This window comes from Dactylosporangium sucinum (assembly GCF_014647515.1).
Classification (GTDB): domain Bacteria; phylum Actinomycetota; class Actinomycetes; order Mycobacteriales; family Micromonosporaceae; genus Dactylosporangium; species Dactylosporangium sucinum.
Genome location: NZ_BMPI01000072.1, coordinates 44,426 through 58,780 on the forward strand (window position 1 = coordinate 44,426; position 14,355 = coordinate 58,780).

Here is a 14,355-nt window from a genome sequence, read left to right on the forward strand (position 1 = left end):
CCGCAGTGAGTTCCGGAACGTCCTACGACTGGGCCTACGAGCAGGAGCGAGAGCGGCAGCGCCAGGCCGAGCTGCGCGCCGAGCTCGAGCGCCTTCGGGTGCGCCACCGGCAGCTGGAGCGGCTGCAGAACGCGCTGGCGACCCAGGGCATCCGCGCCGCCCGGGCCACGGTCGCCGACGTCGCCCAGGACGCGAGCTCGGCGCAGCTGAGCATCGCGGTGACCGAGGCCCGCACCGGCCTCGACGCCCTTGAGACCCGGCTCGAGAGCGCGGTGGCCGAGCGCGCCCAGGAGCGGGCGGCCCGCTGGGCGGCGACCCCGGCCGCCAGGACCGCCCTGCCGGTCGAGCCGTCGCTCGGGGCGGCCCTGGCTGAGGAGCGCGCCGCGGCCGCCGCCGCACTGGCCCGGGCGGCCGCGGAGCTGGTCGAGGCAGAGGCCGCCCGCTGCGCCGATGACGAGCGCGACGGCCTGACCCGGCTGGCGGAGCGCGTCGGCGACCTGGATGCGGCCCAGGCCCGCCGCGCCCTGACCGACCTCGAGTCGCGGTTGTCGGCGTCGATCCAGCGGCGCCGCGACAGCGAGGCGGCCGAGCAGGTCCGCACCGAGCTGCTCACTCTGGCCGGCGAGCTGCCCGCGCAGCCGCGGGCGGCGCTGCGCCGGCGGATTCGGCAGACGCTGGACCCCGACCTGGCCGGCCTTGGCCCCGAGGTGCGCGAGACGGTGGCCGAGCACCGCCGCCGCCACGCCCGCATCGAGGTCACCGCGCAGGTGCTGGCCGCCCTGCGGGCGCAGGGGTACGAGCTCGGCGAATCCTTCGAGGACCTGCTCGCCGACGGCCGCCAGGTGGCGCTGCTGACCTCGGCGAAAACCCCGGGCTACGGCGTGCGGCTGACCATCGACCCGGACCGCGACCGCCTGCAGGCCACCACGGTGCGCCGCGACGACGTCGCCGACGACGCGGGCGACGAGGCCGCCCAGCGGCTGCACTGCGCCGACTTCGACCGTGTCGAGGCGGACCTCGCCACCGGCGGCCTGCTGCTGCGGACGGTGCAGCGCCGGCCGGTCCGGTCCCAGGTCGCGACGATGCCCGCCCGGCACTGGCTGGCCGCGGACCAGACCGCCGCGACCGAGAGCGCTCAGGCCCAGGAAGCAGAGCCGCAGCGGCGGGCGGCCGAGCACGAGCGGCAGCGGCAGGCCGCCCGCCAGACGAAGGGAAGGACGGCATGATTGCGCCGACGCTGCCGGCCTGGGCCCGCGAGATCGAGCTGTCGCTGCCGCTGCACCCGCAGGTGCTGCTCAGCGGCAACGTGCGCGACCTGTACCCGGTACACACCCCGCCGCCTGCCGGCGCCGGTCCGGACGCCGAGGGCGAGGTCGACCTCGTCGAGCTGCCGGAGATGGTGTGGAAAGTGGTGTCCGGGCGGGGCTACGCGGCGATGCTCGTGCTGAACCCGGTCACCGCCCGGGTCGATGTGCGGGCCGACGACGGACCGCCCGCATGGATGACGGCGCTGCAGCGCACCGCGTACGACAGCCCGGCCGCGATCGGCGACCTGCTCGTCCAGGTGGTGCAGAACCGGGAGGCGCCGGTCGCGTTGATCTTGCCGTACACCTCCAGACTCGCCCCGGCCGACGGGCTGCTCGACCCGGCCGACCGCGCCCTGCTGACCCGCGCCGAGGTGCTCGGCCACCAGGCCGCCCCGACGCGCGCGCATGCGCCGACCTCCACGATGGCGCCGTACAACACCGTCGTGTGGGTATGCGAGCGGCAGGAGGAGCTGCACCCGCTCTTCCCCATCGGCAGCCCGATGCTGCGGGTGGTTCCCGTGCCCCGGCCCACCCTCGACGTCCGCGCGGCGGCCGCCCGCATCCTGTTCGCGGCCGCCGAGCCGGCCGACCGGCGGGCCCGGGCGCTGGCGATGGCCGAGGTCACCCACGACATGACCGTCCGCGACGTGATCGCCTGCGGCCGGCTGGCCCGGGATCGCGGCCTGCCCGCCGACCGTTACGCCGACGCCGCGCGGCTGCTGCAGGTCGGCATCACCGACGATCCCTGGTCGGCCGATCGGCTCCGTGAGAAGATCAGCCAGGCCGAGGGGTACCTCAACGCGCGCGTCGTCGGCCAGGAGCGCGCGGTCCGCAAGGCCGTCGACATCCTGATCCGCTCGGCGGTCGGCCTTAACGGCGCCCACGTCTCCAGCTCCCCCAACCGCCCCCGTGGGGTGCTCTTCCTGGCCGGCCCCACCGGCGTCGGCAAGACCGAGCTGGCCAAGGCGATCGCCAGCCTGGTGCTCGGCGCGGACGCCACCCCGCACCGCTTCGACATGAGCGAGTTCCGGGCCGACGAGGCGCACCAGCGGCTGATCGGCGCGCCGCCCGGCTACGTCGGCTACGCCGCAGGCGGCGAGCTCACCAACGCAGTGCGGGCCAACCCCGTCAGCGTCCTGCTCTTCGACGAGATCGACAAGGCCCACCCGCGTATCTTCGACCTGTTCCTGCAGATCCTCGAGGACGGCCGGCTCACCGACGGCCGGGGCGCGACCGTGTACTTCACCGAGTGCTTCCTGGTCTTCACCTCCAACCTCGGCGTCAGCGAGGCCAAGGACACCGCAATCGGCGGCGCCATGGCCGCCGGAGCGTCGGCCGTCAGCTACCACACCCAGCCGGCCCAGGTGGAGCAGCTGCTGCGCGACGCCTTCACCCGCTTCTTCAACCAGACGCTCGGCCGCCCCGAGCTGCGCAACCGGTTCGGCGACAGCTACGTCGTGCTCGACTACATCCGCCCCCACGTCGCGCCGCTCATCCTGGCCAAGGCGCTGCAGTCGGTCGCGGCCCGCGTCGCCCGGGCCCACGAGCTGCGGCTGGACATCCGGCCCGACGTCGAGGCCAAGCTCGGCGACATCATGCTCGAGCGCCTCGCCGACGGCGGACGGGCGATCGGCACCATGGTCGAGACCGTCGTGGTCAACCCACTCGGCCGGTGGATCTTCGACAAGGCGCCCGCCCCCGGCTCCGTCGTCACCCTCACGTCGATCGCCGGTTCCGACGGCGACTGGCGCGTGGAGGTGAGCTGATGGCTCGGCTGGCGCGCGTCTTCTTCCCGGTCACGGCGCTCGGACCGGGCCGGCGGCTCGGCGTGTGGTTCCAGGGCTGCCCGATCGCCTGCCCCGGCTGCATGTCGCGGGACACCTGGGCGGCCGACGGCGGGGCCGAGGTACCGGAGTCGTGGTTCGCCGCGGCCTGGGCCGCAGCGCTCGCCGGCGGCGCCACCGGCCTCACCGTGAGCGGCGGGGAGCCGACCGAGCAGCCCTCGGCCCTGCTCCACCTGCTCCGCGTGGTGCGCAGCGCCCCGCACCCCGCGGACGGCCCGGCCGACGTGCTGGTCTACACGGGGCGGGAGCTCGACGAGTTCGCCGCGCTCGTGCCTGGCGGGCCGGACCTGGTCGATGCGCTCATCACCGGCCCGTACCGCACCGCGGAGCCGACCACCCTGGTCTGGCGCGGCTCCGCCAACCAGCGGCTGCACCTGCTCAGCGACCTGGGCAGGGAGCGCTACGCCGGCTTCGTGGCGCACCAGCCCGAGCGGCCGCCCATGCAGGTAGTCGTCGGCGACGACGACGTGCACTACGTCGGCGTACCGCGCCCCGGCACCCTCAACCACATGGAGCGGTTGCTGCGCACCTCCGGCGTCGACCTGGGACGGCCGTCGTGGCGGCCGTGACGTGGGTGTGCCCGATCGGCGGCTGCCCGGTCCGGCAGGGCCGGCCCGGCAGCTGCCCGGACGATCTTGTGCAGCTCGTCCGCGAGCGCACCGAGCCGGAGGAGCCCGTCGCCGATCCGGCCCCGGGTGCCGCCGGCGAGGGCGACGCGGCCCCGCCGACCGGCCTCGCCCTCGACTGCCCGTGGGGGCAGCTCATCGACATCCCGGCCGAGGACCTCGAGATCGGCCGGTCCAGCCCGGCCTTCCGCGGCCGCGGCATCGACCCCTACGACCAGGTGTCCCGCGTCCACGCCCGGCTGTCCTGGCAGCACGGCCGGCTCACCGTCGTCGACCTCGACTCCGCCAACGGCACCTACGTCGACGGTGTGAAGCTCATCCCGGGCGAGCCGGCGGTGCTGCGCCCCGGCCAGCAACTGCGCCTGGGGCTCGACGTGCCCTGCAAGATCGTGCAGCTCAACGAGTTCGGAGAACCGGTGTGAGCCCTGAGGAGACAGCACCCGCGTCCCAGACGACCGAGCCGCCCACCCGCCGGCAGCGCCCGGGCGGGGCCGCGGCCACCGACCCGCAGCCCGGCGCGACCCGCATCCAGAGCGTGCCGCGGCAGCCCGGCGTGACGCGGATCCAGAACGGCCCACGCAAGTCTGGCGCCGCCGGACCGGACCCGAGCCGGTTCATCCCGGCCGAGCTGCGGACCCGGTACGTCATCGGCGATCAGCTCGGCTCCGGCGGCGAGGCGACCGTCTGGCTGGCCCACGCCGTCGATGAGCCCGGGGTACCGCTGGCGCTGAAGGTGTACCGGCCCGGTATCGCGTTCGACGAGGACCTCCGCCGATGGCTCGACGACCCGGCGCTGTACCGCTACGTGCCGCGGCTGCACGCCTACGGCGTGGCCCGGCTGGCCGACGGCATCGAGTCCGGCTGGGAGGCCATGGAGTACTTCCGGCTCGGCACGCTCGCCGACCTGGTCCGCCGCGAGGCGCCGGCCGGTGGGACGATCACCGCGGACCGGCTGCGGGCGGTCGTGGCCGAGCTCGTCGACGCGTTCGACTTCTGGGAGAACACGGTCCGCCGCCGCCAGACCGACGTGTCGCCCGGCAACGTCCTGGTCCGCGCCGACGGCCCCCGCCCGCAGTTCGTGCTCGGCGACTTCGGCGGCGTGCTCAGCACCGGCGTCAGCAAGCGCTTCGCCGACCTGATGGCCAAGGCCGCCTACATGTCGCCGGAGGCGCTGGCCGGGCTCAACGACCCCCTCGGTCCGTACTGGAGCCTCGGCGCGATCTGCTACGAGCTGCTCACCGGCCGGCCTGTCTTCGGCGAGGACCTTACCGAGGACACCGTCCGGGTCGCGCTGGTCTTCGACGAGCCCGACGTCAGCAAGTTGCCCGAGGCGTGGCGGGACCTGGTCGCCGGGCTGCTGACCCGCCGCCCGGAGGACCGCTGGGGCGCGACGCAGGTGCGCGACTGGCTCGCTGGCCGCAAGGTCCCGGTCCGCCGGGGGAGCGGTTCGGCCCGCACGCCGGTGACGTTCGAGAGCACGCCGTACACCGACCCGGTCGCGCTGGCCGCGGCCATGGTCGACGCGAGCGACGAGGCGGCCGCCTGGCTCGCCGGCCCCGGCGCGACCCGGCTCGGCGAGTGGCTCGCCGACAACCTCAAGGACAATCGCTTTGACCGGCGGGTGCTGGCCGATGTGGCCGGCGACCCGGTGTCCGCGCACGTCGCCGTGGCCGCGTTCGCCGCCACATACCTGCCGAACCTGCCGCCGCGCTATCGGGGGGTCGCGGTGACCGCCGAGCGGCTGCGCACCCTGGCCGGCGACCCGTCCCGGCACGCGCTGCTGGTCGAGGTCGTCCGGCGCGGGGTACTGCCGTACGCCGCCCGGCACCGCTGCCAGCACGCCGACTGCACCGGCGACGGCTGCCGGTGGCTTGCCGCGCTCGGTCGGCTCGTGCCGCGCGCCGTCACCATCGCCATGAACAACCTGGCCACACTGCCGGCCGAGTTCGAACGGTCCGGCGACCAGGACGCGCGGCGGGCCGCGTCGCTCGACGAGGTCGGCGGCCGGGTGCTCACCCCGGCCGTCGAGGCCGACGTGTGCGCCGACGCCGTGCTGCTGGCGACCGCGCCGGAGACGGTCAAGACCCGCCGCCTCGCGCTGCGGCTCGCGCTGCGCCCGGACGAGCCGTGGTGGCGGCTGCGGCGCCGGGCCGCCCTGACCGCCGAGCCAGACAGCACCGACAGCCTCGCCGCCCTCGTCGTCGTCGAGACGATGCGACCGCTGGCCAAGGCCTACCAGCGGGCACTGTCCAAGGCCCGCCGGGTCGATGACCGGCCCGGCGACGGCCGCTGGGCCGCGGTGGCCTGGCTGAGGGCCAGGGCCGGTGACGGGGTGGGGCGCCTCGACCGGCGGGCCGCGCAGCACACTTGGCCGTGGTTCACCGTGGTGCTCTTCGCCGCCATCGAGGCATTCGGCCTGGCGCCGCTGGTCCGCTCGTGGCCGGCCGCCGAGCCGAAGGTCGCCGACCCGATCTGGCAGGGCGTCACCTGGCTGCGGGCCCACACCCCGCAGTTCGTCGCCACCGCCACCGACCCGCTGGCCGCCTGGATGGCCGCGCTGCTGCCGGCGTCGACCCCCTGGCTCGGGCCGGCTGCCGTCGCCGCGGCCGTCGTCGTCTGCCTGGCGTTGGCCCGCAAGACCGACGGCGGGCGCGGCGGCGCACGGGCGACCCGGGTGCTCGCGGCGCTGGCCGGGCGCGCCGTCATGGCCGCGTACCTGCTGCACGTCGCCGTCGGGGCGCTCGACCCGGTCGCGGCCGGGCTCACCACGACGGCGCCGATCATCGTCATCGGCGTCGTCATCGGCGTGTCGATCCTCTTCCGGTCGCTGACCGGCCCGCCCCGCATGACCGTCACGGCGACGGCGCCCTGGCCGGTGCGGCTCGTGGTCGCCGGCGGCCTGCTCGCCCTCACCCTGGTCCTACTGCAGCAGGCGCCGCTGCCTGACGGCGGGGCGCCAGCCGGCTCGGCACCGGGCCAGCCCGTGGCGTGGCGGGGCGCGACGTGACGCCCGCGGACGTCGCCGCGATCGGCACCCGGGCCGACTTCGTGGCCGGGCTGGCCCGGGTCCGGCACGAGTCCGGCCGCTCCGTGCGCGAGATCGCGGCCGCGATCGGCCTGCCGTCGAGTACCGTCGGCGGGTACTTCGGCGGCAAGCACCTCCCGGCCCGCAAGCCGCCGGGCATCCTGAGCCGGCTGCTGCGCGACTGCGGCGTCACCGACGAGGCCACCCTGGCCGCCTGGGAGGACGCCCTGCGCCGGGTCCGGGTCGCCCGGCCGCCCACGGCCGCGGCGGCCCCCGCCGAGCCCGGCGACGGCCCGTCCCGGCTGCACATCCCGAGGCAGCGCACCGAGCCGCCGGCCGAGGAGGTCGGCCCGTCCCGGCTGCGGCGGACCGCCCTCGTCTCCACCCGCCCGCCGGTGGACCGGCTGGCCGTGGAGCCGGCCCTGCGCGGCCGCGACGAGTTCGTGGCCGGCCTGGTCGCCGGCCTCGAGCCCGGCGACGGCGCCGGCCCGCGCCCCGCCTACGTCCTGCACGGCCTCGGCGGCTGCGGCAAGACCACGATCGCCTTGGCCGTCGCGCAGCGGGCGATGGCGCGGGGTGTGCGGACCTGGTGGGTCTTCGCCGGCGGCGCGGAGAGCGTCTGGGCCGGCATGCTGGCGCTCGCCGCGGAGCTCGGCGCGAGCGCCGAGCAGCTGAGCCACGGCAGCTCGCCCGACCTGCTCTGGCGGCTACTCGACGAGCAGACCGAGCCGTGGCTGTTCATCATCGACAACGTCGACGACCCCCGGGGCGGGCTGGCGCTGCCCGGCAGCGAACTGACCGACGGCACCGGCTGGCTGCGCCCGATCACCGGCCGACACGGGATGGTCCTGCTGACCACTCGCGACGGCCGGGACGTCACCTGGGGCGACCCTCCGCCGCCGTGGCTGCGGCTGGTGCCGGTCGGCCCGCTGTCGGAGCGCGACGGCGGCGCGGTGTTGGCCGGGCTGGCCGGCGCGGACGCGGGCAGCGCGCAGGACGCCGAGCGCCTGGCTGAGCGGCTCGGGGGACTCCCGCTTGCCCTTCGGCTCGCCGGTCGGTACCTCGCCCAGGCCGGCCGTCTCCCACCGGCGATCGCCGGCCCGCGCCCCGTGTACACCTTCCGTGCGTTCGCCGAGGCGCTCGCCGACGGCCGCCACGACGAGCTGTTCGTCGGCCCAGCGGAGGCCGCCGGCCCGGCCGGCCGCCGCGCCCGCGACCTGATCGGCCGTGCCTGGGAGCCGTCGCTGGAACTGCTCGGCCGACAGCGGGTCGCGCACGCCCGGGCGATGCTGCGCCTGCTGGCCTGCTTCGAGCCCGGCCCGGTGCCGCACGGGCTGCTGCTGGTGTCGAAGCTGCTGGCCGACTCGCCGCTGTTCCCGGGCGCCGACCGCTACCAGGTGTGGGAGGCGCTGCGGGCACTGACCGGGCTCGGCCTGGTCGAGGTCGCCCGGACCGAGTCCGCCGATCCCGCCCTGGGCACCACGATCGCCATCCACCCGCTGGTCCGCGAGACCTCCCGTCAGCAGCCCGACCTGCACACCGACGTTCACCGCTACCTCGAGCTGCTGGCGCGCCTGCTCAACCGGGTGACCGCGCCGCTCGACCCGCGCGACCTGACCACCTGGGAGCAGTGGCAGGCCCTCGCCGAGCACTGCCAGAGCCCGCTCAGCCTGGTCGAGGAACACCGCATCGACGCCCGGGACGTCCCGCCGGACCTGCTGACCCCGGCCATCCAGGCCACCCGCTTCCTGCGGGCGACCGGCCAGCTGCGCCGGGCCGCGGCCGCGCAGCAGCGGATGCTACGCATCGGGCGCCGGGTGTTCGCCCCTGACCACCCGCAGCTGCTCGGCGTCGCCCACGAGCACGGCCGGGTGCAGTACGACCTGGGGCGGCTCGACACCGCGGCCCGCGAGCTGCGCGACGTGCTCGCCGCCCGGCAGCGGGTGCTCGGCCCGGACGACCCCGACACGCTGACCACCCAGCATTACCTGGCCCGCGTCCTGCGCGACCGCGGCGAGCTGGGCCGGGCCGAGCGGCTGCTGAGCCACACACTGCAGCAGCGCCGGGCGGTCCTCGGCGAGGAGCACCCGGACACGCTGACCACCCGCAACGTCGCGGCCGACGTGCTGCGCGCCCGAGGCCGGGCGGACCTGGCCGGGCCGGAGCTCGACGCGGTCCTGGCGGTGCAGGGCCGGGTGCTCGGCCTCGACCACCCGGCGGCGCTCGTCACCCGCTACCACCGGGCGCTGGTGCTGCGGGACTGCGGTGACCGGCTGGCCGCCGCTGACGGCCTGGCCGAGCTTGTCGGGGTCAGCCGCCGGGTCCTGGGCGCCGAGCACCCGCGCACGCTGACCGCGCTGCAGGCCCTCATCGACGTGCAGTATGACCTCGGCGCCCTCGACGAGGCCGAGACCGCGGCCGACTCGCTGCTCGACGTGCGACGGCGCACCCTCGGCGACGAACACCCGGCCACCCTCGCCACCCGCCACCGGCTCGGCCAAATCCTGGCCCGCCGCGGCGACTACCGCACCGCGGACGCCGAGCTCAGCGCCGTCCTCGACGCCCGGCGCCGGGTGCTCGGCTCGCGTCACCGCGACACCACCGCCAGCCGCGCCGATCTCGACGCACTGCGCCGGCGCCCGGCCAGCTGAACCGGCGCCCGGACCACGAGGAGTACGACGACATGGAACCCCCGATCGACCGGAACCTGGCAGCCAAGCTGGGCCCGGCGGCCGCGCAGGCGCTCGGCGAGTCGGCGGCGCTGCGCCGGGTGCAGTACCGCTACGCCGGCTGGTTCGTCAACGGCCGCTCGACTGCCAACGTCGGCGCCGTTTTCGAGGTCGGCGCCGGCTCGGCCCGCAAGCTGATGCTCAAGCATGACGTCGCCGACAGCACCCAACTGCACCGCGCCGAGTTCGCCCGCCACCAGGAGGCCCTGGACGACGCGCCGGACTTCGCGAAGGCGCACCTGGTCGCGCCGGTCGGCGAGCCGGTCCGGGTCGGCGACGGCTCCTGGATCACCTTCCAGAACATCGTCGGCGGCAGCTTCACCGACTACCGGGTCCTGTCGGCAATGCTGGCCGGCGTGCCCGAGGCGAAGGTGGATGGCGTCGACCATCGCCTGGTGACGCCGTGCGACCGGGGCAGCTTCGCCGCAGTCTGCACCGCCGTGGTCCGCGGGCTGCTCGCCGACTGGGCCGGTGAGCCGGTGATGGAGGCGGTCGCCGTCGGTGAGGTACTGCGGCGCCACCTGCTGCACCGCCTCGAGCCCGGCCAGCCGCTGCACGCCGAGGTGCAGCGCTGGCCCGAGCCTCGGCTCGATCTGCCCGGCGAACTCCGCTCGCTGCCCAACCCGTTCGCTCTCGTCCGTGACCCGGTCCTCACCGCCGGTCGGTCGGTGCCGCTGCTGACCGGGCGGGCGCACGGGGACCTGCACCCCGAGAACATCCTGGTCGCCACGGAACGCGAGCCCGGCGACTACCACCTCATCGACCTGTCCCGCTACGAGCGCAGCGCGCCCCTGACCCGCGACCCGGTCCAGCTCGTGCTCACCATCCTGGACCGCACCATGGACGAGCGCAGCGATCAGCAGCGCGAGCTGCTGCTCGGCCTGCTCGTCGGCGATGCCGCCGCGGACGGCCGCGACATGCTGCCGCGGTGGCTGCCCGAGTTCCTCGACCAGGTCCGCGCCGCCCAGCTCGACTGGATCCGCCCCAAGGGTCTGGTCGACGAGTGGCGGCAGCAGTCGCTGTTGTCGCTCTCGGCCTGCGCGCTGATGTTCCTGGGCCGCCCCACCACCGCGCCCGCGCACCGGGAGTGGTACCTGCGCCTGGCCGCCCGCGCGGCCGCCGCCTACCTGCAGGACGCCGATGCCGCCGGCCCGGTCGCCGAGCCCGGCGGCGTCGCGAGCACCGCGGACGCCGAGAACCGACTGGCGGCCGGCGCCACGCGGCGCAGCGCCGCCGGCCCGGTCTCGGTGCTGTGTGCCAACCTGCCTGCGCTGCGCGAGACGGCCCACCGGCGCGGCCTGGGCGGCGAGGTCGAGGATCTGGTCACGCGGGCCCGCCTCGGCCACGACATCGCCGCCGACCACGCCGCCCTCGTGCGCCGGCTGTCCGGGGCCGACGAGGACGTCCGGCACGGGCTCACCGGGTTCGGTGGCGGGACTCCAGTCGTGGGCGAGTACTTCACCTGCCCGCTGGAGCGGCCCTGTGGCCGCGAGGCGCGGCGCCCGCCCGGCGGCGGCCGGCCGCCGTGCCCGCTGCAGGGCACGGCCATGACCCAGGCGCTGCGGTAGCCCTATGACGGACGACGAGGACGGGGGACGGCCGGACAGATGGCGGCAGGCGCTCGGGCCGCTCGGCGCGGTTTGGGTGGCCGCGGCCGCCGTCGCTGGCGCGCCCGGGCACGACCCGCGGCGGCTCGGCCTCGCGCCGGACGTCACCGCCGGCGTCGCCCTCGCCCTGGCGTGGGTGGCGGTCGGGCTGCTGGTCCCGCTGCTCGCGACGGGCGTCTCGGCGGTCTGGCTCGGCCGGTGGCCGATGGGGGCCGGCCCGCTCACCGGATGGCGGAGCCGGCGGTGGCTGCGGGCCCACGAGCTGGCGGAGCGGCTCGCCGAGGAACGGGCACCCGTCGAGGATCAGGCACGGGCGCGGCGCCGGCGGGCGGCGATCGCGCTCGCCCCGCCGCGCCGGCCGACCTGGATGGGGGACCGGTGGGCGGCCGTCGAGCAGCGGGTCGGCGCGGCCTACGGGCTGGACCTGGTCACCGTGTGGCCGCGGCTGTGGCTGGTCCTGCCCGAGCCGGAGCGGGCCGAGGTGCGGGCGGCGAAGGCGGGGTGGGAGCGCAGTACCCGGCTGGCGGCGTGGGCCGTGCCGTTCGCCGCTCTGGGCCTGGCGTGGTGGCCGCTGCTCGGCATCGCCGTCGTGCTGGCCCTGGCCGGGTGGGCGCGCGGCCGGTCCGCCGTCGCCTACCGGGCCGACCTGCTCGAGGCGGCGTTCGACCTGCACGCCGCTGCGCTGCCTGACCGGCTCACCGGCCTCGACCCCGACGCCGGCCGCCGCCTCACCGCGAACCTGCGCAAGGGCGTTTGACCGTTCGGCCCCGTACGGCCCGCGAGCGGACCCCGTCCGGACCGGGCCGCACTGCTGTCGCCGCCCGCGTCCGGGCAGCTTTCCTGCAGGGGTCCGCGGCCCGGCCAACCCCGGCCGGGCCCACCCCAGCGGGAGGCAGGCGTGCGCGTCGCCGTCATCGGATCCGGGATCTCCGGCTTGAGCTGTGCCTTTTACCTCGCCGACCACTCCGGCGTCGAGACCGTCGTCATCGAGCGCGACGCCGTGCCCGGCGGCCGCGCCAATACCACCGAGCAGGGCGAGCACTGCCCGCGGATCTTCCTCGACGACTACCACACCCTCTTCGGCATCCTGCGCCGCATCGCCGGCACCGACGGGCGCAGCGTCCACGCCCACCTGCAGCGGCTGCGGCGGTACAGCTACGCCGGCGGGCACGGCTGGGTCGAGGTGTCGCACCTGTACCGCGTCTTCGCCAAGGAGATCCCGCTGAGCCGGCGATTGCAGATGATCCGGCGGCCGCGCTCGCCCCTCGTCGCCGAGCAGTACCGCGGCGCCAACGCCAACCGCTACGGCTCCCTGAAGAACTTCTCCCGCCTCGCGCTGTTGCGCATGGCGTTGAGCCTGCTGCGGTCCCGGACCGCCTACACCTTCGACGGGCCGACCCGCACCCACCTGATCGAGCCCTGGGTCCGGCACCTGAGCGAGCGGGGCGTCGAGCTGCGGACCGGGTGCCCGGTGACGCGGCTGACCCCAGTGCCGGGCGGGATCTCCATCGAGACCGCGGGCGGCACCGAGGTCTTTGACGCCGTCATCGTCGCCGCGTTCGTGCCCGACGTCATCCCGCTGCTGGCCGCCTCCGGCCTGCCCACCGCGGTGCGGGCCCTCAACCACACGCACTGTAAGGCGATCACCGTCGAGCTGGACCCCGCCGAGCCCATCCTCGCTGCGGCCGGGCCGGCGATGTACTGCCGCGACGGCATCAACATCGTCCTGCAGCCCGCTCACCGCCGCTCCATCGTGCTGGTAACCCGGGCGGCGAGCAGCGCCGACGACTTCGTCCTGGGCAAGGTCCGCCAATTCCTCGGGCTGCGGCACCCACTGCGCTCCGTCGGGGTGCGCGACAACCAGCTGCCCCACGAGGCGGTCTACGCCGCCACCTACCTGCGCCCGGACGCGGTCGTGACCCGCGCCGTGCCCGGCCTCTACCTGGCCGGCTCCTACCTGCGCAACGGCTACCCCGTCGACTCCGGCGAGGGCGCCGCCCGCACGGCGCTGGCCGCCTATCGGCAGATCCGCCACGCGTACGGCCTGACGACCAGCCCGGCCGCCCGGGTCGGGTGAGCCCGATGCCCGACTCTCCGCCCCGCGTCGCCGTCGTCGGCGCCGGTGTCGCCGGCCTCACCGCGGCCCACCTGCTACAGCGGGTCGCGGACGTGACGCTCTTCGAGGCCGACGACCGGCTCGGCGGCCACGCACACACCCACGACGTGCCCACCGACGGTGGCGTCCTGCCCGTCGACTCCGGCTTCATCGTCCACAACGCGCGGACATACCCCCTCCTCGGCGGCCTCTTCACCGAGCTCGGCGTGGCCACCCGCCCCGCCGCCATGAGCATGTCCGTGCGCTGCGACGGCTGCGGCCTGGCCTACGCCGGCTCCCGCGGTCCGGCCGGGCTGCTGCCTCGCGGCGGGAGCCTCGCCGCCCGCGGCCGCCACCTGGCGCTGCTCGGACAGGTGCCGCGGTTCTACCGCCGAGCCCGCCGCCTGCTGGCCCAGCCCGCGGCCGCCGACACGCCCCAGCCGACCATCGGCGAGTTCCTGGCCGCCGGCCGGTTCTCGCGCCACTTCACCGACCACTTCGTCGCCCCGCTCGTGGCCGCCGTGTGGAGCTGCGGCCCGCAGCTGGCAAGCGACTACCCGGCCCGGTACCTGTTCGCGTTCCTGGACAACCACACGATGCTCCAGGTGCGCCGCTCGCCGGGCTGGCGCACCGTGCGCGGCGGCTCGCGCAGCTACGTCGAGGCGGTCGCCGCGAAGCTCGGGACCGTGCGCGCCGGCGCCGCCGTCCGTGCGGTGCAGCGCCACGCCGACGGGGTGACCATCCGCGACGTCACCGGCGCCGCCCACGACTTCGCCGGCGTCGTCGTCGCCACCCACGCCGACCAGGCGCTGCGCCTGCTGGAGCGGCCGACCGTGCAGGAGCGGCAGCTGCTCGGAGCCTTCGCCTACACCCGCAACGAGGCGGTGCTGCACACCGACGCATCGGTACTGCCGGCGAACCCACACATCCGCGCCGCCTGGAACTACTCCCAGCCGACCTGCCGCACGGCAACCGGCGGTGTGCGGATCAGCTACAGCATGAACCGCCTGCAGTCCCTGCCCACCACCACGCCGGTCGTCGTCACCCTCAACGGCGGCGCCGCCGTCGACCCCGAACTGGTCCTCGCCCGGATGGTCTACGAGCACCCGATCTACACCCGCG

The 14,355-nt window shown here is 75.9% G+C and carries 10 protein-coding genes; all 10 read left to right on the forward strand.

What is annotated here, in order from left to right:
• Window positions 1–5 precede the first annotated feature (5 nt).
• A complete protein-coding gene (locus IEZ31_RS45790; protein ID WP_190256444.1) occupies window positions 6–1,226 on the forward strand; it encodes a hypothetical protein in 1,221 nt (406 codons plus the stop codon).
• Window positions 1,223–3,073, forward strand: coding sequence for an AAA family ATPase (locus IEZ31_RS45795; RefSeq protein ID WP_190256445.1), 1,851 nt, complete (start codon window positions 1,223–1,225; stop codon window positions 3,071–3,073). The genes IEZ31_RS45790 and IEZ31_RS45795 overlap by 4 nt, the downstream gene beginning before the upstream one ends.
• A complete protein-coding gene (locus IEZ31_RS45800; protein ID WP_190256446.1) occupies window positions 3,073–3,720 on the forward strand; it encodes a 4Fe-4S cluster-binding domain-containing protein in 648 nt (215 codons plus the stop codon). The genes IEZ31_RS45795 and IEZ31_RS45800 overlap by 1 nt, the downstream gene beginning before the upstream one ends.
• Window positions 3,708–4,199, forward strand: a complete 492-nt coding sequence (locus IEZ31_RS45805; protein WP_190256447.1) for an FHA domain-containing protein — start codon at window positions 3,708–3,710, stop codon at window positions 4,197–4,199. Before IEZ31_RS45800 ends, IEZ31_RS45805 begins: the two co-directional genes overlap by 13 nt.
• Complete coding sequence (locus IEZ31_RS45810) at window positions 4,196–6,784, forward strand: protein kinase domain-containing protein (protein ID WP_190256448.1); 2,589 nt, start codon at window positions 4,196–4,198, stop codon at window positions 6,782–6,784. Before IEZ31_RS45805 ends, IEZ31_RS45810 begins: the two co-directional genes overlap by 4 nt.
• Window positions 6,781–9,453 carry a tetratricopeptide repeat protein gene (locus IEZ31_RS45815; RefSeq protein WP_190256449.1) on the forward strand — a complete coding sequence of 891 codons (2,673 nt, stop codon included), beginning with the start codon at window positions 6,781–6,783 and terminating at the stop codon, window positions 9,451–9,453. Before IEZ31_RS45810 ends, IEZ31_RS45815 begins: the two co-directional genes overlap by 4 nt.
• A gap of 32 nt (window positions 9,454–9,485) precedes the next feature.
• Complete coding sequence (locus IEZ31_RS45820) at window positions 9,486–11,099, forward strand: hypothetical protein (RefSeq protein WP_190256450.1); 1,614 nt, start codon at window positions 9,486–9,488, stop codon at window positions 11,097–11,099.
• 4 nt (window positions 11,100–11,103) lie between these two features.
• Window positions 11,104–11,895 (forward strand): hypothetical protein, encoded by a 792-nt coding sequence (locus tag IEZ31_RS45825; RefSeq protein ID WP_190256451.1) that lies wholly within the window; start codon window positions 11,104–11,106, stop codon window positions 11,893–11,895.
• Between the two features lie 141 nt (window positions 11,896–12,036).
• On the forward strand, window positions 12,037–13,215 hold the full coding sequence (locus tag IEZ31_RS45830; RefSeq protein WP_268241751.1) for an FAD-dependent oxidoreductase: 1,179 nt from the start codon (window positions 12,037–12,039) through the stop codon (window positions 13,213–13,215).
• A gap of 5 nt (window positions 13,216–13,220) precedes the next feature.
• The coding region (locus IEZ31_RS45835; RefSeq protein WP_190256453.1) for an NAD(P)/FAD-dependent oxidoreductase at window positions 13,221–14,355 on the forward strand (1,135 nt) is incomplete at its 3' end.